The organism is Mesorhizobium sp. WSM4830 (genome assembly GCF_055811495.1).
Window position 1 is genome coordinate 112,308 of sequence record NZ_JBVVQI010000020.1, and the last position, 18,836, is coordinate 131,143.

The 18,836-nt window shown below is 60.9% G+C and carries 18 protein-coding genes and 1 tRNA gene; 17 read left to right on the top strand and 2 right to left on the bottom strand.

Going from position 1 to position 18,836, the window contains the following annotated elements:
• The first annotated feature begins 49 nt into the window (after positions 1-49).
• Complete coding sequence (locus AC0L2Y_RS23510) at positions 50-772, top strand: SDR family NAD(P)-dependent oxidoreductase (protein ID WP_473559788.1); 723 nt, start codon at positions 50-52, stop codon at positions 770-772.
• Between the two features lie 10 nt (positions 773-782).
• Here the strand turns inward: AC0L2Y_RS23510 and AC0L2Y_RS23515 are convergent, their stop codons facing one another.
• Positions 783-1,202 carry a DUF4864 domain-containing protein gene (locus AC0L2Y_RS23515; protein ID WP_473559790.1) on the bottom strand — a complete coding sequence of 140 codons (420 nt, stop codon included), beginning with the start codon at positions 1,200-1,202 and terminating at the stop codon, positions 783-785.
• Positions 1,203-1,398: 196 nt separating this feature from the next.
• Between AC0L2Y_RS23515 and AC0L2Y_RS23520 the strand changes: the two genes are divergently transcribed.
• The 15 genes from AC0L2Y_RS23520 (at position 1,399) to glpK (ending at position 17,816) form a co-directional block, all read left to right on the top strand.
• Positions 1,399-1,635, top strand: coding sequence for an Lrp/AsnC ligand binding domain-containing protein (locus AC0L2Y_RS23520; RefSeq protein WP_023674883.1), 237 nt, complete (start codon positions 1,399-1,401; stop codon positions 1,633-1,635).
• Between the two features lie 172 nt (positions 1,636-1,807).
• Positions 1,808-3,220, top strand: coding sequence for a circularly permuted type 2 ATP-grasp protein (locus AC0L2Y_RS23525; RefSeq protein WP_473559792.1), 1,413 nt, complete (start codon positions 1,808-1,810; stop codon positions 3,218-3,220).
• Positions 3,221-3,369: 149 nt separating this feature from the next.
• Positions 3,370-4,311, top strand: coding sequence for an alpha-E domain-containing protein (locus AC0L2Y_RS23530; RefSeq protein WP_352491567.1), 942 nt, complete (start codon positions 3,370-3,372; stop codon positions 4,309-4,311).
• Positions 4,312-4,372: 61 nt separating this feature from the next.
• Positions 4,373-5,167 carry a transglutaminase family protein gene (locus AC0L2Y_RS23535; protein WP_473559794.1) on the top strand — a complete coding sequence of 265 codons (795 nt, stop codon included), beginning with the start codon at positions 4,373-4,375 and terminating at the stop codon, positions 5,165-5,167.
• A gap of 31 nt (positions 5,168-5,198) precedes the next feature.
• Complete coding sequence (locus AC0L2Y_RS23540) at positions 5,199-5,930, top strand: proteasome-type protease (protein ID WP_352448780.1); 732 nt, start codon at positions 5,199-5,201, stop codon at positions 5,928-5,930.
• 58 nt (positions 5,931-5,988) lie between these two features.
• Positions 5,989-7,401, top strand: a complete 1,413-nt coding sequence (locus tag AC0L2Y_RS23545) for a pyridoxal phosphate-dependent decarboxylase family protein (RefSeq protein WP_473559796.1) — start codon at positions 5,989-5,991, stop codon at positions 7,399-7,401.
• A 128-nt stretch (positions 7,402-7,529) separates the two neighbouring features.
• Positions 7,530-8,297 carry a DeoR/GlpR family DNA-binding transcription regulator gene (locus AC0L2Y_RS23550; RefSeq protein WP_023674889.1) on the top strand — a complete coding sequence of 256 codons (768 nt, stop codon included), beginning with the start codon at positions 7,530-7,532 and terminating at the stop codon, positions 8,295-8,297.
• A 127-nt stretch (positions 8,298-8,424) separates the two neighbouring features.
• Positions 8,425-9,951: a glycerol-3-phosphate dehydrogenase gene (glpD, locus tag AC0L2Y_RS23555; RefSeq protein ID WP_352565349.1), complete on the top strand. Its 1,527-nt coding sequence runs from the start codon at positions 8,425-8,427 to the stop codon at positions 9,949-9,951.
• 39 nt (positions 9,952-9,990) lie between these two features.
• Positions 9,991-11,070, top strand: coding sequence for an ABC transporter ATP-binding protein (locus AC0L2Y_RS23560; RefSeq protein WP_473559798.1), 1,080 nt, complete (start codon positions 9,991-9,993; stop codon positions 11,068-11,070).
• A 9-nt stretch (positions 11,071-11,079) separates the two neighbouring features.
• The gene (locus AC0L2Y_RS23565; RefSeq protein ID WP_473559800.1) at positions 11,080-12,147 is read left to right on the top strand and encodes an ABC transporter ATP-binding protein; all 1,068 of its coding nucleotides are present in this window, start codon (positions 11,080-11,082) and stop codon (positions 12,145-12,147) included.
• Between the two features lies 1 nt (position 12,148).
• Complete coding sequence (locus tag AC0L2Y_RS23570) at positions 12,149-13,015, top strand: carbohydrate ABC transporter permease (RefSeq protein ID WP_023674893.1); 867 nt, start codon at positions 12,149-12,151, stop codon at positions 13,013-13,015.
• A 1-nt stretch (position 13,016) separates the two neighbouring features.
• A complete protein-coding gene (locus AC0L2Y_RS23575) occupies positions 13,017-13,931 on the top strand; it encodes a carbohydrate ABC transporter permease (protein ID WP_352478954.1) in 915 nt (304 codons plus the stop codon).
• 173 nt (positions 13,932-14,104) lie between these two features.
• Complete coding sequence (locus AC0L2Y_RS23580; protein WP_031193610.1) at positions 14,105-14,371, top strand: DUF2160 domain-containing protein; 267 nt, start codon at positions 14,105-14,107, stop codon at positions 14,369-14,371.
• Positions 14,372-14,449: 78 nt separating this feature from the next.
• Positions 14,450-16,177: an ABC transporter substrate-binding protein gene (locus AC0L2Y_RS23585; RefSeq protein ID WP_473559802.1), complete on the top strand. Its 1,728-nt coding sequence runs from the start codon at positions 14,450-14,452 to the stop codon at positions 16,175-16,177.
• Positions 16,178-16,322: 145 nt separating this feature from the next.
• The gene (gene glpK, locus AC0L2Y_RS23590) at positions 16,323-17,816 is read left to right on the top strand and encodes a glycerol kinase GlpK (RefSeq protein WP_473559804.1); all 1,494 of its coding nucleotides are present in this window, start codon (positions 16,323-16,325) and stop codon (positions 17,814-17,816) included.
• Between the two features lie 76 nt (positions 17,817-17,892).
• Here glpK and AC0L2Y_RS23595 read toward each other — a convergent pair whose 3' ends face one another.
• A complete protein-coding gene (locus AC0L2Y_RS23595) occupies positions 17,893-18,366 on the bottom strand; it encodes a BA14K family protein (RefSeq protein WP_352491639.1) in 474 nt (157 codons plus the stop codon).
• 307 nt (positions 18,367-18,673) lie between these two features.
• Between AC0L2Y_RS23595 and AC0L2Y_RS23600 the strand changes: the two genes are divergently transcribed.
• Positions 18,674-18,749 (top strand) — tRNA-Lys (locus AC0L2Y_RS23600).
• Positions 18,750-18,836 lie beyond the last annotated feature (87 nt).

Genomic DNA, 18,836 nt, shown 5'->3' on the forward strand with positions numbered 1-18,836 from the left:
ATTGACGGACTGCCTGCCCGGGAGCAGAGTTCCGCTGCGGGGATCAGCCATGACCGTTACATACGACTTTGCCGGCAAGACGGCGATCGTTACCGGTGGCTCAAGGGGCATCGGCAGGGCCGTGGCCACGCAGTTGGTAAGGTCGGGAGCCGACGTCTGGATATGGGACGCCGATCCTGCGCCGAATGATGAAACCCGCAGCCAGACCGTCGACGTGACCAAGGCGCAGGACATAAGCAATGCCCTCGGCGAAGTCGTCGCCAGTACGGGCCAAATCGATATTCTCGTCAACAATGCGGGCTATCTTGGTCCTTACCTTGGCTTCGAGGCCTTCGATCCGGCCGAATGGCGCATCATCGGGGTCAATCTCGTCGGGACGTTCGAGGTCACGCACCAGGTATTGCCGGTCATGCGCAAGACCGGCCGCGGCCGCATCGTCAACATGGGATCGCTCGCCGGCAAGGAAGGATTGCCGAACCTAGCGGCCTATTCGGCGGCGAGCGCAGGCATCATTGCCTTCACCAAAGCCTTGTCGCGTGAGGTCTGCGACACCGACATTCGCGTCAACTGCGTCGCGCCCGGACCGATCGATACCGATCTTATCCGGCGTCTCGGCAACGAGGTCGTCAGTGAGATGATTGGGGCCAGTCCGCTCAAGCGGCTTGGGGCGGCGGAGGAGGTCGCGGCGCTGGTCCTCTGGCTCTGTTGCGATGCCTCGAGCTTCAATACCGGCGCGGTGTTCGACATGTCGGGCGGCAGGGCGCGGTATTGACGCACGCGCCTCAGGTGCTGACGGAGTTCGCCGCCCGCAAGCTGCAGCCGGTGATCTTGAAGCTGCCGTCCGGCTGCTGCTCCAGCGTGTAGACCGCCACGTAGTCCTTGCCGTCGGGTCCGACGATCAGCACCTGCTGGATGATCGAGACCGGCCCGGTCTGCTCGACCTTGCCGAAGGAATAGCTCTGCGGCTTGCGCACCGGCGCGTAGCCGTTGGTGACCATGTTCATGAAGGTGTCGACGGTCGGGAATATCCGTTTCACGTTCGGCGCCGCGAAACTGTAGGCGGTGGCGCCGTCATCGGCGAGGAAGGCTTTCAACTGGCTGTCTATGACTGTCTGCGCCGCCTTGACCTCAGCGTCGCCGGCAAATGCCGAAGAGGCCAGGAGCAGTGGAACGATTGCGAATGCGAATAACGCGCTGCGCATGGTCTGCCTCCGTTGTCCCTCAAAAATCGCTATCCGAAGACGCATCATACCATACGCCTCGAGACGCCTCGCGGTTTCAGCGATCGCAAACATTCGCCTGTCTGGCGAGACCGAGCCGAATTCCAACGCTTGAAAGCCCGCTCTCAGTCTGCGAGAAGGGCCGCTCATTCGAGCTGAGGCTAGGCAGGACCAGGCAATGAAGGCATTTTTCGTGCAGATAAAGTGCGATCTGGGCAAGGCCTACGACGTTGCCAGCGCCCTGGCCGATGCCGAGATCGCTTCGGAAATCTACTCGACAGCCGGAAATTACGACTTGCTCGCCAAATTCTATGTCGACGACGAGGAAGACATCGGCCACTTCGTCAACGAGAAAGTGCAGATTCTTCCCGGCATCAAGGACACGTTCACGGTCGTCACCTTTCGCGCGTTTTGATCCGCATCCGGCATCTGCCCGGACAGGAAGCAAAGCCTGACCACGGCCCTATCGGTACTGCCTTAATTTTAGGCAAGAGCGATATACTGATCGCCGGCGCCCACCAAATCACCGATTGCGCTTGATTTTCTCCAGCGAGGCCAGTGAAATGGCGTCACAGGGGAGTATGCGATTGGCAGCGTTCGACGAAATGCTACCGGAAGTTTCCGGGCTGAGAAAACCGTATTCGGCTTACGATCGCTGGCTGAAGGAACAGGACCCGGCCAGGCTTACCGAGAAGATGCAGGACGCCGAACGCGTCTTTCGCAAGACCGGCATCACTTTCGCCGTCTATGGCGAGCAGGAAGCATCGGAGCGGCTGATACCCTTCGACATCGTTCCGCGCATCATTTCGGGCAATGAATGGCGACGGCTAACGCAAGGCATCGAGCAGCGCGTTCAGGCGCTGAACGCCTTTCTCGATGACATCTACCATCGCCAGGAGATCTTGCGCGCCGGCCGGGTGCCGAAGGAGTTGATCGCCAAGAACGAGGCGTTCCTGCCCGAGATGATCGGGGTGCGGCCGCCGGCCGGCGTCTATACCCATATTATCGGCGTCGACATAGTGCGCATCAGCGAGAACGAGTTCTACGTGCTGGAGGACAACGCGCGCACGCCGTCCGGCGTCTCCTACATGCTGGAGAACCGCGAGACGATGATGCAGCTCTTTCCCGAGTTGTTCCAGCAGATCAAGGTGCGGCCGGTTGAGAATTATCCGCAGCTCTTGCGCCAGTCGCTGGCCGCAGTGCGGCCGCAAAGCACCAAGGGCGCGCCGACCATTGCCGTGCTGACGCCGGGCAGCTTCAACTCGGCCTATTTCGAACATGCTTTCCTTGCCGACCAGATGGGGGTGCAACTCGTCGAAGGGCAGGATCTGCGCGTCGTCGATGGCCATGTCGCGATGCGCACTACCGAGGGCTACAAGCAGATCGATGTGCTCTACCGGCGTGTCGACGACTCGTTCCTCGATCCGTTGACCTTCCGCCCCGATTCGGCACTTGGCGTGCCGGGCATTATGGACGTCTACCGCGCCGGCAATATCACGATCGCCAATGCGCCGGGAACCGGCATCGCCGACGACAAGGCGATCTATTCCTACATGCCCGAGATCGTCGAATTCTACACCGGCCGCAAGGCGATGCTCGGCAACATCCCGACCTGGCGCTGCTCGGAGCCGGACAGCCTGAAATATGTGCTCGAACACATCGACGAATTGGTGATCAAGGAAGTCCACGGGTCCGGCGGTTACGGCATGCTGGTCGGCCCGGCGGCGACCAAGAAGGAATGCGAAGAGTTTTCCAAAAAGCTCGCGACAAAACCGTCGAACTACATCGCCCAGCCGACGCTGGCGCTGTCGACCTGCCCGATCCTGACGGACAAGGGGCTGGCGCCGCGCCACGTCGATCTGCGCCCCTATGTGCTGGTTTCCGACCGTATCCAGATCGTGCCCGGCGGGCTGACCCGAGTAGCGCTCAAGGAAGGCTCGCTGGTCGTCAATTCCTCGCAAGGCGGCGGCACGAAGGATACGTGGGTGTTGGATGATTAGAGAGTGAATAGTGAATAGTGAATAGTAAGGATATGTGTCGTTGATGTTGGTGAAATGCCCTGAAGTGAAGCACGCAGCATCGTGGCCCGGAATCTGGACAGTCACCAATCACTATTCACCATTCACTATTCACCGCAGGACCGCCTGACATGCTTCTCGGCCGCACCGCCAACGGGCTTTACTGGATGAACCGCTATATCGAGCGGGCGGAAAACATGGCGCGGCTGGTGGATGCCGGCCTGCGCATGGCGCTGACTCGTACTCAGAACGCTTCGGAGGAGTGGAATTCGGTGCTGCTCAGCGCCGGTTCGGACGCCGCCTTCACGCAGAAATATTCCGACTACACCGCAGCCAATGTCGCCGATTATCTGCTGCGCGATACATCGAACCCGTCGAGCACGATGTCGTCTATCGAAACGGCCCGTAACAATGCCCGCATGGTGCGTACCGCGTTGACGCGTGAAACCTGGGAAAGCATCAACGAAGCCTGGATGTCGCTGAAGCGGATGCTGGCCAAGCCGATCGACGAGCGCGACCTGCCCAACGCGCTCGACGCAATCAAACGCGAGACGGCGCTGATTCGCGGATCGTTCTACGGCACGATGCTGCGCAACGAGATTTTCGATTTTTCGCAACTCGGCACGTATGTCGAACGCGCCGACAACACCGCGCGCATCCTGGATGTGAAATACTACGTGCTGTTGCCGTCGATCTCCTGGGTCGGCTCGACGCTGGACAACTACCAGTGGGAATCGATCCTGCGCTCGGTGTCGGCGCATCGTTCCTATCGCTGGGTTTATGACGCCGACTACAAGCCGAGCAACATCGCCGATTATCTGATCCTCAACGTGCGCATGCCGCGCTCGCTGACCTTTTGCTACCGCTTCCTGACGGAGCATCTCAAATTCCTGGGTGACGACTATGGGGAGCGCCACGCCTGTCATGCGACGGCTGCCAAGACCCAGGCCATGCTGACGGCCGGGTCGATCAAGGATATTTTCGACGCCGGCCTGCATGAATTCCTGGCCAATTTCATCCGCGACAACACCAGGCTCGGCGACGAGATCGCGCAGGATTACAGGTTCTATTGAGCATGACGCCAAAAAGCGGAGACCGGTTTTCGGAAAAGCTCATGCTCCAGGGACGTGTGCGATGCGGCTGAAGATCACCCACCGGACCGAATACCGCTACGATGCGCCGGTGCATTATTTGTTGCAGCGTTTGCGGCTGCTCCCGGTGAACGGGCGCACCCAGACGGTACTGTCCTGGGCGCTGAAGATTGAAGGCGCACGCGAGGAAGTGCGTTTCACCGACCATTTCGGCAATGATACCCGGCTGTTGAGCGTCGAGGGCGAGCGCGACTTCATCACCGTCGAAGCTGCCGGCGAAGTGGTGACGCGCGACACTGCCGGCGTCTGCGGACCGCACCAGGGTTTCGCGCCGCTCTGGCTGTTCGGCCATGAAACGCCGCTGACGACGATCGGCAGCGGCATTCGCGAGCTTGCTGCCTCGGTCGGCAAGGGCACCGACATTGAGAGGCTGCACCGGCTAATGGCCGTAATCGGCGAGCGTGTCGCTTATACACCCGGCACCACCAACGCGACGACGCCGGCCGAAGAGGCCCTGGCGCTCAAGACCGGCGTTTGCCAGGACCACAGCCACATCTTCGTTGCCGCGGCGCGCGCCATGGATTTTCCGGCGCGCTACGTCAGCGGCTATCTGATGATGGATGCGGCGATCGAGCAGGCGGCAAGCCACGCCTGGGCCGAGGCGCATGTCTCGGGCCTCGGCTGGGTCGCCTTCGACGTAGCCAACGGCATTTCTCCAGACGAGCGCTATGTGAAGGTGGCGACCGGCCGCGATTATCGCGACGCCACGCCGGTGTCGGGAATTCGGCAGGGACAGGCGGAAGAACAGCTTGCGGTCACCGTCACCGTGGAGCAGTAATCCCCGGCAAGATTGTTGCCAAAGAGATTCGATGACCTATTGCGTCGGCCTGAAGATCGATCGCGGGCTCGTGTTCATGTCGGACACGCGCACCAATGCCGGCATGGATTCGATCTCGACCTTCAGGAAGATGCATGTCTGGGAAGAGCCGGGCGAGCGCGTCATCGTTTTGATGTCGGCCGGCAATCTGGCGACGACCCAGGCCGTGGTCAGCCTGCTCGACGAACGCACCAAGGCAGTGGCCGAGCGCCGTGCCACGCTGCTCGAAACGCCTTCCATGTACCAGACAGTGCGGTTGGTCGGAGACACCGTCAAGGAGGTCATCGCCAGCTCGTCGCCGGCTGGCGAAAAGGCGGATTCCTACTTCAACGCCTCCTTCATCCTCGGTGGTCAGATCAAGGGCAGCGCGCCGCGCCTGTTCATGATCTATCCGGAAGGCAATTTCATCGAATCCACCGACGACACGCCGTTCTTCCAGATCGGTGAGACCAAATACGGCAAGCCGATCATTATCCGCGCTTATGAAAAGACGATGAGTTTCGCCGAGACGGTGAAGTTGCTGTTGGTGTCGTTCGACTCGACGCTGAAGTCCAACCTGTCGGTCGGCCTGCCGCTCGACCTGCTGTTCTATGAAAAGGACACTTTCAAGGTCGGCCTCAAAAAGCGAATAACCCAGGACGATCAATATTATCGCACGATCTCGGATAGCTGGTCGAACGCGCTGAAGACCGCCTTTGCCAGTTTGCCTGATTTTCCCGAATGAAAACCTACGTTTTTCGTGCTCTTTGATGGCGGCTCGATGAGGCGCTACGGAGGCGAAGATGAATAGGGACGAATTCCGCGAATGGTCGCTGCGAGCGGCTGAATGGGGCGTCGACTACAGAAACAGCCTTCGGGAGAGACCGGTGCGGCCGCTTGTCGAGCCCGGCGAAATCTTCAAAAGCATCGATACCGCGCCGCCGGAAGACGGTGAAACGATGCAGGCAATCTTCGCCGATTTCGAGCAAAAGATCCTGCCTGGCATGACGCACTGGCAGCATCCGCGTTTCTTCGCCTATTTTCCGGCTAACGCGGCACCGGCATCCGTCGTGGCCGAGTATCTGGTTTCCGCGATGGCCGCGCAATGCATGCTCTGGCAGACCTCGCCGGCGGCAACCGAGCTCGAGATGCGGGTCGTCGACTGGATGCGGCAGGCGCTTGGTTTGCCGGAGGGATTTTCCGGCGTCATGCAGGATTCGGCTTCATCGGCGACGCTTGCCGCCGTGCTGACCATGCGCGAGCGCGCGCTCGACTGGCAAGGCAACAAGAGCGGCCTGCAGGGCCAGCCGGTCGTGCGGGTCTATTCTTCCGACCAGGTCCATACTTCCATCGACCGGGCGATCTGGGTGTCGGGCATCGGCGAGGCGAACCTCGTGCGCATTCCGGTCGCCGGACGCTTCCGCACCATGCGGACGGCGGCTCTGGAAGCAGCTATCGTCACCGACCGCGAAAACGGCATGCTGCCGGCCGGCATTATCGCCAGCGTCGGCGGCACCAGTACCGGCGGCACCGACGATGTCGCGGCTGTTGCCGCTGTGGCGAAGCGGCACGGGCTCTACCTGCATGTCGATGCCGCATGGGCCGGCTCGGCCATGATCTGCCCCGAGTTCCGGCATTTCTGGGCCGGCGCCGAAAGTGCCGATTCCATCGTCTTCAACCCGCATAAATGGCTGGGCGCACAGTTCGATTGCTCGATGCAGTTCATCCGCCAGCCGGAGGACCTCGTGCGCACGCTGGCGATCAAGCCCGAATTCCTCAAGACGCATGGCCGCGACGGGGTCATCAACTACTCCGAATGGTCGGTGCCGCTCGGCCGAAGGTTCCGCGCGCTGAAACTTTGGTTCCTGCTGCGTGCGCATGGCTTGGAAAATCTGCGGAACATGATCCGCAACCATGTCGCCTGGAGCGAGCGCCTCGTCGCCTGGCTGTCTCGGGAGCCGGATTTCGAGATCGTCACGGAACCGATGCTGTCGCTGTTCTCATTCCGCCATCTCGCGGCTGCGGGAATCGACCTTGACGAGCACAATTTGCGGCTGGTCAACGCGATCAACGATGACGGCCGCATTTACCTGACGCAGACCCGGGTGGACGGGCAGGTGGCGATCCGCTTTCAGGTCGGGCAGTTCGAAACGACTGCGGCGGACGTCGATACTGCTTTCGAGGTCATCACTGAGATCGCGCGGGGCCTGAGTTGATAGCCTCGTCGAGTTTGCGCCGGAGCTTTTCTCTCTGCAGTTGCCCGATTTTCATTAGCCGGCTCATACCTGTTCATGGCTTTCGTTTTCAGCTATAGACGAGAAAAACGAAAATGAGAGGTTGCTAGATGTACCTGTCGCCGCGTCATTCCGAAATCATCCAGATGGCCAAGGACCATGGCCGCGTACTGGTCGAGGAGCTGGCGACGCATTTCAACGTGACGCCGCAAACGATCCGCAAGGATCTCAACGATCTCTGCGACCAGCGGCTTTTGTCCCGCATTCATGGCGGGGCGTTGTTCCCGTCCGGCATCGAGAACATGGAATATGAGGCTCGGCGTAAGATCGCCGCCGAGGAGAAGGAGGCGATCGGCCGCGCAGCAGCCCGGCTGATCCCCGACAACGCGTCTCTGTTCATCAATATCGGGACAACGACGGAAGCTGTCAGCAAGTCGCTGCTCGATCACAGCGGCCTGATGGTCATCACCAATAACATCAATGTTGCCAACAGGATGCGCATATATCCTTCGATCGAGGTGGTGATCGCCGGCGGTGTCGTGCGCGGTTCCGACGGCGGTGTGGTCGGCGAGGCAGCGGTCGATTTCATCAGGCAGTTCAAAGTCGATTTTGCGGTAATCGGCGCCTCGGCCATCGACCATGACGGCGCACTGCTCGACTTCGATTTTCGCGAGGTGAAGGTGGCCCAGGCGATCATCGCCAACGCCCGGCATGTGATCCTGGTGTCGGACCAGACCAAATTCGAGCGCACCGCGCCCGTCCGCATTGGCCATCTGTCGCAGGTCAACACCTTTATCACCGATCGTTGCGACATCCCGTCGGTGCGCAAGATCTGTCAGGAGGCAGAAGTTCAGCTGATCGAAACGTCGCTCTCCTAGAGATGCCGTAGCGGCATCTTCCGCCTATTATTATTTCGTTTGACATTCGTTATCATTTCGAAATAATTCCCCTACGGTTTCGCAAGAACCCAAAAATGCTGCAATGCGAAATCGAGGGAGGATTCTTTTGAGCGCATCACCGATTCATGACATTTTCGTCATCGGTGGCGGCATCAATGGCTGCGGCATCGCCCGCGATGCCGTTGGACGTGGCTTTTCGGTCTTTCTTGCCGAGATGAACGATCTGGCCAGCGGGACCTCTTCCGGCTCGACCAAACTGATCCATGGCGGCTTGCGCTATCTCGAGTTCTACGAATTCCGCCTGGTACGCGAAGCGCTGATGGAACGTGAGGTCCTGTGGAGGAACGCGCCGCACATCATCTGGCCGATGCGCTTCGTGCTGCCATACGCCAAGGGGCTGCGTCCGGCCTGGCTAATCCGGCTCGGGCTTTTCCTCTACGACCATATTGGCGGGCGCAAATTGCTGCCGCCGACGAAAACGCTGGACATGGCCAAGGATCCGGCCGGCAAGCCGCTGAAGCCGCTGTTTCGAAAGGCGTTCGAATATTCGGACGGTTGGGTCAACGATGCCCGGCTGGTTGTGTTGAACGCCCGTGACGCTGCCGAGCGCGGCGCAACCGTTAGAACCCGAACAAAGGTCGTCAGCGCACGCCGCGAAGGCAATCTCTGGACGGTCAGGCTTGAAAATGTGCGGACCGGCGATACCGAGGAGGTCAAGGCGCGGCTGCTGGTCAATGCCGCCGGCCCGTGGGTCGACCAGGTGCTGTCGGCCACCGTCGGCTTGAACGACGTGCACAATGTCCGCCTCGTACAAGGCAGCCACATCGTCGTTGGCAAGAAATTCGACGACCCACGCGCATATTTCTTTCAGAACAAGGACGGGCGCATCATTTTCGCCATCCCTTACGAGGACGAATTCACGCTCATCGGCACCACCGATCGGGACTATCCCGGCGATCCGCACAACGTCAGGATCAGTGACGCCGAGATCGACTATCTCTGCGCTGCGGCAAGCGAATATTTCGCGCAGCCGGTCAAGCCGTCGGATATCGTCTGGACCTATTCCGCGGTGCGGCCGCTCTACGACGATGGCGCCTCAAAGGCGCAGGAAGCCACCCGAGACTATGTGCTGAAGGCCGATGGAGGCGAGGGTGCCGCCCCGATCGTCAACGCCTTTGGCGGCAAGATCACCACCTACCGCAGATTGTCGGAATCGATGCTTGAGAAGATCGAGGGTTTTCTCGGCAAGCGCGGCAAATCATGGACGGCAAACGCGCCGCTGCCCGGCGGTGACTTTGCCGTCACCGGCTTCGATGCCGAGGTGGCGAAACTGAAGACGGCGTACCCGTTCCTCGACGCGCGGCTGGCCCGCCGGTTGACCCGGCTCTACGGCACCCGCGCAAGGAAGCTGCTGGGCCTCGCCAAGTCGAACGTCGATCTTGGCCGCAACTTCGGCGCCGATCTCTTCGAAGCCGAGGTGCGCTACCTCGTCGAAAACGAATGGGCGATGACTGCCGAGGATGTATTGTGGCGCCGGACCAAGCGCGGCCTGCGTCTCAGCCGTGAGCAGGCGGCAGTGCTCGACGAGTTCATGCGCGGAATAAGCCGGCAGCACGTAGCGGCTGCCGAATAGGGACGGCCGACTGATGCAGAAAGCCTGGGAGGAGGCATCATGCTTGAACTGAGAAACGTGACGAAGAAGGTGGGTGCGGCGGAACATATCCGCGACGTCTCGCTGACGTTTCAGCACGGCTCGCTCAACGTCCTGCTCGGGCCGACGCTCTCCGGCAAGACCAGCCTGATGCGGCTGATGGCGGGCCTCGACGTGCCGACCTTCGGCTCGGTCTGGTTCGATGGCAAGGATGTCACTGGCATGCCGGTGCAAAAGCGCAACGTCGCCATGGTCTACCAGCAATTCATCAATTATCCGGCGATGACGGTCTACGAGAACATCGCCTCGCCGCTGCGGGTGGCCGGCACGGATCAGGCAACGGTCGACAGGGAGGTGCGCAATGCCGCCGCCCTTCTCAAACTCACGCCCTATCTCGATCGGACGCCTCTCAGTCTGTCGGGCGGCCAGCAGCAGCGCACCGCGCTGGCCCGCGCCATCGTCAAGAATGCCAGCCTCGTGCTGCTCGACGAGCCGCTCGCCAATCTCGACTACAAGCTGCGCGAAGAATTACGCGCGGAACTGCCGAAGGTCTTCGCGGCCGCCGGCACAATCTTCGTTTATGCCACGACCGAGCCGCACGAGGCCTTGCTGCTCGGCGGCAACACGGCAACGCTTTCCGAGGGCAGCATCACCCAGTTCGGGCCGACCATCGAAGTGTTCCGCAAGCCGGTCGATCTGGTGACGGCGAGAACCTTCGCCGATCCGCCGCTCAACACCATCGTGCTTGCCAAGAAGGGCCTGGATTTCCTGCTCGAGGGCGGCGTGAAATTGCCGGTGCCGGCCGAGCTCTTCGGCATTGCCGATGCGATCTATACGATAGGCTTCCAGCCCCATCATCTTTCCCTCGATCGGCCCAACGCCGCCGCAGTGCCGGTGCGCGCAAAGGTGACGATCACCGAGATCACGGGATCGGAAAGCTTCATCCATCTCGATTTTGCCGATGCGCGCTGGGTCATGCTGACCCACGGCATTCGCGACTTCGAGCCGGACGAGGAGGTCGAGGTGTTCATCGACCCGCGCCACATCATGGTCTTCGACGAGCACGGCCGCGCCGTGGCCGCGCCGAAGCTGGCGGCTTAGGAGGAAGCGATGGCGCGCATCGATGTCAATCATATCCGCCACACCTATCTGCAGAACCCGCGCACGGATGCCGATTTCGCCCTGAAGGAAGTGCACCACACGTTCGAGGATGGCGGCGCTTATGCGCTGCTCGGCCCATCGGGCTGCGGCAAGACCACGCTGCTCAACATCATTTCGGGATTGCTGCATCCCTCGCATGGCCAGCTGCTGTTCAACGGCAGGAACGTGACCAATCTGTCGACCCAAGAGCGCAACATTGCCCAGGTCTTCCAGTTCCCGGTGATCTACGACACGATGACCGTCTACGACAATCTGGCATTCCCGCTGCGCAATCGCGGCGTGCCGGAGGCCGACGTCGACCGCAAGGTGCGCGAGACGCTCGAGATGACCGGGCTGGCCGACATGGCCAAACGAAAGGCGCGCGGACTGACCGCCGACCAGAAGCAGAAAATCTCGCTCGGACGCGGGCTGGTGCGCTCCGACGTCAATGCCATCCTGTTCGACGAGCCGTTGACCGTCATCGACCCGCATATGAAATGGGTGCTGCGCTCGCAGTTGAAGCAGCTTCACCGCCGCTTCGGCTACACCATGGTCTATGTCACGCACGACCAGACCGAGGCGTTGACCTTCGCCGACAGGGTGGTCGTCATGTATGACGGCGAAATCGTGCAGATCGGCACACCGGCGGAGCTGTTCGAGCGCCCGCGCCACACCTTTGTCGGCTATTTCATCGGCTCGCCCGGCATGAATGTCATGCCGGTGGCGATCGACGGCAAGACCGCGAAGCTGGGCTCGCAGCAGATCGAACTGCCGGGCGTGCCCAAGGCGGGTGGCGGCGCCATCGAGCTCGGCATCCGTCCCGAATATGTGCGCCTGGGCAGCCAGGGCATGGCCGTCCGGGTGAGCAAGATCGAGGACGTCGGCCGCCACAAGGTGGTCCGTGCCAATCTCGAAGGGCGCGAGATCGCCGCCGTCATCGGCGAGGACGAGACAGTGCCGGCCGATCCGAAGGTGCAGTTCGACCCGGCCGGCATCAACATCTATGCCGATTCCTGGCGCGTCGAGATGGGAGCCTGAAGTGGAAAAGACCTGGAACAACAGAGCCTGGTTCCTGGTGCTGCCGGTGCTGCTGCTGGTGGCGTTCTCGGCGGTCATACCGCTGATGACGGTCGTCAATTATTCGGTACAGGACACTTTCGGCAACAACGTCTTCTTCTGGGCCGGCACCGAGTGGTTCGAGGAACTGCTTTCCTCCAGCCGCTTCTGGCAGGCAATGATCCGCAACCTTGTCTTCTCCTTCATTATCCTGGCGATCGAAGTGCCGCTCGGCATCTTCATTGCGCTCAATATGCCGAAGAAGGGTTGGGGCGTGCCTGTTTGCCTTGTTTTGATGGCGTTGCCGCTGCTGATCCCGTGGAACGTCGTCGGCACCATCTGGCAGGTGTTCGGGCGCAACGACATTGGCCTGCTCGGCTATTACGTCAACGCGCTCGGCATCGACTATAATTATGTGCAAGACCCTTACGACGCCTGGGTCACGGTTATCATCATGGACGTCTGGCATTGGACCAGCCTCGTCGTTCTGCTCTGCTATGCCGGCCTGGTCTCGATCCCCGATGCCTTTTATCAGGCGGCCAAGATCGACGGTGCCTCGCGCTGGGCGGTGTTCCGTTACATCCAGCTGCCGAAGATGAACCGCGTGCTGCTGATCGCCGTGCTGCTGCGCTTCATGGATAGCTTCATGATCTACACGGAGCCGTTCGTGGTCACCGGTGGCGGCCCCGGCAACTCGACGACTTTTCTTTCGATCGATCTCGTCAAGACCGCGCTCGGCCAGTTCGACCTCGGCCCGGCGGCGGCGATGTCGCTGGTCTACTTCCTTATCGTCCTGCTGTTGTCGTGGGTGTTCTACACCGTGATGACCAATTACGACGCGGAGCGTTGAGATGAGCCGCACCGAAGAGAGAGCCGATAGGGTGAGTGAGACGACAGCTTCGGAAGGGCTCGCCAGCACGCTACGGCAGGACGAGATCGCACGGCTGATGCGCCGTCGCGGCGAGGAGTCGCGCTGGTGGTGGATCGTGCCGACGCTCTACATCGTCGTTCTGCTTTTGCCGATCTACTGGCTCATCAATATGAGCTTCAAGACCAATGGCGAGATCGTCTCGTCGCTGACGCTCTACCCGCACGCGCCGACATTGGCGAATTACCGCACCATCTTCACCGACGCGTCCTGGTATTCGGGCTACATCAACTCGATCACCTATGTGGTTATGAACATGGTGATTTCCGTGGCTGCGGCACTGCCTGCTGCCTATGCCTTTTCGCGCTATCGCTTCCTCGGCGACAAGCATCTGTTCTTCTGGCTGCTGACCAACCGCATGGCGCCGCCGGCGGTGTTCGCGCTGCCATTCTTCCAGCTTTATTCGGCCTTCGGCCTTATCGACACCCATATCGCAGTGGCTCTGGCGCATTGCCTTTTCAACGTGCCGCTGGCGGTGTGGATCCTCGAAGGCTTCATGTCGGGCGTGCCGAAGGAGATCGATGAGACCGCCTATATCGACGGCTATTCGTTCCCGCGCTTCTTCATCAAGATCTTCATGCCGCTGATTGCGAGCGGCATCGGCGTGGCGTGCTTCTTCTGCTTCATGTTCTCGTGGGTCGAGCTGCTGATCGCCCGGACGCTGACGACCACGGACGCCAAGCCGATCGCCGCGACCATGACCCGCACCGTTTCGGCCGCCGGCATGGATTGGGGGCTGCTTGCCGCAGCCGGCGTGCTGACGCTGATCCCTGGCGCGCTCGTCATCTGGTTTGTGCGCAACTACATCGCCAAGGGCTTTGCCCTGGGGAGGGTATGATGGAACAGGTCGATAGAAGGCCGTGGTGGTGGGCCGTGCTGTTTCTCGCCCTGGTCGTTGTGGCCTGGGTGGCCCTTCAAATCGATTTCGTGGCAATAACGGTAGGTTTCAGCGATCCGACAAATATCCGCCTGTGGGGATTTAACCTCTCGTCCAACCTCGATTTTTCGTGGATGGCCTGGACGTGGCCGACCGCGGCCTTCTTTGGAACCATCTTTCTGCTGCTTTGCGGCATGGCGGTGTGGGAATACGTCTCGCCGGGCGGCAATCCGCGCGTCGGCGTGCTGCGCTTCGAAACGACGCGCGGCGACCGCCTGTTCCTGTCGCTGCTTGGCAGCGCCTTTATCCATCTCGCTTGGCTGGGTCTAGTCGGACCCAATCTGTGGTGGGCTCTCGCTCTCTCCGTGGTCTACGCCGTCGGCGTGTTCCGCTACGTATAGAGGGGGAAACTGTTGGAACGGCGGCGTGCCGGCCGCCGATCCAGATCGCACTTTGAACTTTAACAGTGGAGGAAATACATGCGACGGCAATTTTTGACATCAACAACTGCGCTTGTCCTGTTGCTCGGGGCAAGCAATGCCTATGCCGGAATGGACGAAGCCAAGGCCTTCCTCGATAAGGAAATCGGGCCCCTTTCGACGCTTTCGCGCGCCGACCAGGAAGCCGAAATGCAATGGTTCATCGATGCCGCGAAACCTTTCGCCGGCATGGACATCAAGGTAGTTTCCGAAACCATCGCCACGCATCAGTATGAATCGCAGGTGCTGGCGCCGGCCTTTACGGCCATCACAGGCATCAAGGTTACGCATGACGTCATTCAGGAAGGCGACGTCGTCGAGAAGATCCAGACCCAGATGCAGACCGGCCAGAACCTCTATGACGGCTGGGTCAACGATTCCGATCTGATCGGCACGCACTGGCGCTACCAGCAGGTGCGCAACCTGACCGACTGGATGGCAGGCGACGGCAAAGATGTCACCAACCCGAATCTCGACCTGAAGGATTTCATCGGCACCTCGTTCACCACCGCGCCCGACAAGAAGCTCTACCAGCTTCCCGACCAGCAGTTCGCGAACCTCTACTGGTTCCGTTACGACTGGTTCAACGACGAGAAGAACAAGGCGGACTTCAAGGCCAAATACGGCTACGACCTCGGCGTGCCGGTGAATTGGTCGGCCTATGAGGACATTGCAGCCTTCTTCACCGGTCGCGAGATCGACGGCAAGAAGGTCTACGGCCATATGGACTATGGCAAGAAGGACCCGTCGCTCGGCTGGCGGTTCACCGACGCCTGGCTGTCGATGGCCGGCAATGGCGACAAGGGCATTCCGAACGGTCTGCCCGTCGACGAATGGGGCATCAAGGTCGACGAGAATTCGCGTCCGGTCGGTTCCTGCACGGCGCGCGGCGGCGACACCAATGGTCCGGCTTCCGTCTACGCCATCCAGAAGTATCTCGATTGGCTGAAGGCCTATGCACCGGCGGAAGCCCAGGGCATGACCTTCTCCGAATCGGGGCCAGTCCCGGCGCAGGGCGCGGTTGCCCAGCAGATCTTCTGGTACACCGCCTTCACCGCCAGCATGGTCGACGCCAGCGCCAAGGCGGTGCTGAACGACGACGGCACGCCGAAGTGGCGCATGGCGCCGTCGCCGCATGGCGTCTACTGGAAGGACGGCATGAAGCTCGGCTATCAGGACGTCGGTTCCTGGACGCTGATGAAGTCGACGCCGACCGACCGCGCCAAGGCCGCCTGGCTCTACGCGCAGTTCGTCACCTCGAAGACGGTCGACGTGAAGAAGAGCCATGTCGGCCTGACCTTCATCCGCGAGAGCACGATCCACGACAAGAGCTTCACCGAACGTGCGCCAAAGCTCGGCGGCTTGATCGAGTTCTACCGCTCGCCGGCGCGCGTCCAGTGGTCGCCGACCGGCACCAACGTGCCGGACTATCCGAAGCTGGCACAGCTCTGGTGGCAGGCGATCGGCGATGCTTCGTCGGGTGCCAAGAGCGCGCAGGAAGCGATGGACTCGCTCTGCGCCGAGCAGGAAAAGGTGATGAGCCGCATCGAGAAGTCGGGCGTCCAGGGCGATATCGGCCCGAAGATGGCCGAAGAGCATGACCTCGCCCACTGGAACGCGGACGCGGTCAAGAAGGGCAATCTCGCTCCTCAGCTCAAGATCGAGAACGAGAAGGAAAAGCCGGTCACCATCAACTACGACGAGCTGGTGAAGAGCTGGCAGCAATAGGGATATTTGATGCGGGCGTCCGCGCCCGCATCGCCACACTCAGGGGAGGCGGCATGTTGCCGTCTCCCCTGTTTGCGTGAACGGCTCCGCGCCATCTGGCTTCGGGACACCGTAGCACCTTGAATTCGCTTCGACGGGAGAGAGAATGACCGGATATATCCTTGCAATCGACCAGGGGACGACATCGAGCCGGGCGATCCTGTTCGACGACAAGATGAAGGTCGTCGGTAGCGGGCAAAAGGAATTCACCCAATACTATCCGGCCTCCGGCTGGGTCGAGCACGATCCCGAGGAGATCTGGGCAAGCGTGGTGGAAACGGTAAAGGCCGCGCTGAAGACAGCCGGCCGCAACGCGGCGGAAGTCGCCGCGATCGGCATCACCAACCAGCGCGAAACCGTCGTCATCTGGGACAAAGAGACCGGCAAGCCGATCCACAACGCGATTGTCTGGCAGGACCGCCGCACCGCGCCGCTATGCCAGAAACTGAAGAAGCTGGGGCTGGAGAAGAAATTCACGAAAAAGACCGGCCTGCTGCTCGATCCCTATTTCTCCGGCACCAAGATCGCCTGGATGCTGGACAAGGTGAAGGGCGCCAGAAAACGCGCCGAGAAGTGCGAACTGCTGGCCGGCACCATCGACAGCTTTCTGATTTGGCGCCTGACTGGCGGCAAGGTCCACGCCACTGACGCCACCAACGCCTCGCGCACACTGGTCTACAACATCGAACAAAACGCCTGGGACGACGAGCTGCTGGCCATTCTTGGCATACCTGCAAGAATGCTGCCGCAGGTGAAAGATTGTGCCGATGATTTTGGAATCACCGACAAAAGCCTGTTTGGTGCACAGATCAGAATCCTCGGTGTGGCCGGCGACCAGCATGCGGCGGCGATCGGCCAGGCCTGTTTCGAGCCAGGCATGATGAAATCCACCTACGGTACCGGTTGTTTCGCACTGCTCAACACCGGCAGCGATCTAGTGCGTTCGAAGAACCGGCTTTTGACCACCATCGCCTACAGGCTGAACGGCAAGACCACCTATGCACTGGAGGGCTCGATCTTTATCGCCGGCGCCGCCGTGCAGTGGCTGCGGGACGGCATCAAGGTGATCGGCAAGGCCGAGCAGAGCGGCAAATTGGCGGCGGACGCCGATCCGACGCAGAACGTCTATCTGGTGCCGGCTTTCGTCGGGCTCGGCGCACCGCACTGGGATGCCGAGGCGCGCGGCGCCATCTTCGGGCTGACCCGCAATTCGGGGCCGGCGGAATTTGCTCGCGCGGCACTGGAATCCGTTGCGTTCCAAACGCGCGATCTGCTTGACGCCATGCGGAAGGACTGGAAGGGCGCCTCGGTCAAGACCGTGCTCAGGGTCGATGGCGGCATGGTGGCGTCGGACTGGACCATGCAGCGGCTGGCCGACATTCTCGATGCGCCGGTCGACCGGCCGACAATTCTCGAGACGACCGCGCTTGGTGCGGCATGGCTGGCCGGCTCGAAGGCCGGTGTCTGGCCGAAGGCGCGGGAATTTGCCAGGAGTTGGGCGCTCGAGCGCCGGTTCAAGCCAGACATGGATGCTTCGACACGCGCCGCCAAGCTGGCCGGCTGGCGCCACGCTGTGCGCAGGACGCTAAGCGTGCAATAAGCAGGGATGGCAGCGGATTCGCACTCATGAAAAACCCGCGCCGTTTCGGCGCGGGCTTTGCAGCCTCTAATCAAACTCAGTAAGGCGACCGGCACTGCCGACGCGGACCGTAGTTCGGCTGATACGTATTGTCGGAGGCACGATAGCTTCGATAATGGTCGTAGCACCACTGCACGTGTGCATCGCCACGATAGACACGATTCTGGTTGACAATCGCGCCCGTAATCAGCGCTCCGGTGGCGAAGGCGGCCAGCGGGAACCAGTAGTCACCGTGACGGCGATAGCCGCGACGATATTCGCGATAGCCGCGATGGCCACGCCAGTACATGCCGTCGTCACGCGAAAAATTGCGACGGAAATCGCGACGCGAGAAATCGCGATTGAAATTCCGGTGCCTCCGCCACGGCTCGTACTGGACGGTCTGGACATTCGAGGTGAGCCCCAGGGCAGGGGGCGCATAGCTGGGCTGAGCGTTGACTGGCACGATCTCCGCGGCAGCGAATGAGATCGAAAGGGTGGTCGCCAGCAGGCCCGACATGATCCTATTCATGATCTTCTCCTTGAAACGCGTGTCCCTTGTCGCGGAAAAACGGGCAGGCTGCGCAAATTGTTCCGCTAAAAATCCCAAGTTGCTGATCTGCAAAGGTTCTCCCGATTCGCTGCTTGCGCTTATCCCGCAAAGCGCGAGCTTCGGCCTTGCGCGAGAGCGGGCAGTTCCGTCAACGCCGAAGCGCACCGCACGGCATGATGGCACGGCAGGAAAGTCCGGTTTGGGAGCTGTCTTTTTCCGGTTGACCGGCCGAGGCTCTCTCCCTATGTTCCGCGCAATTTCGAGGGCGGCCTTTCTGAGCCCGCGGGAGCGCGTAGCTCAGCCGGTAGAGCAACTGACTTTTAATCAGTAGGTCATGGGTTCGAATCCCATCGCGCTCACCAATCCAGATTTTGTACGGCCCGAAGACATGGGTAACAGTTTGTACCTAAGACATGGGTGACAACCTCGTGCCGAACGGGTTGTCGATG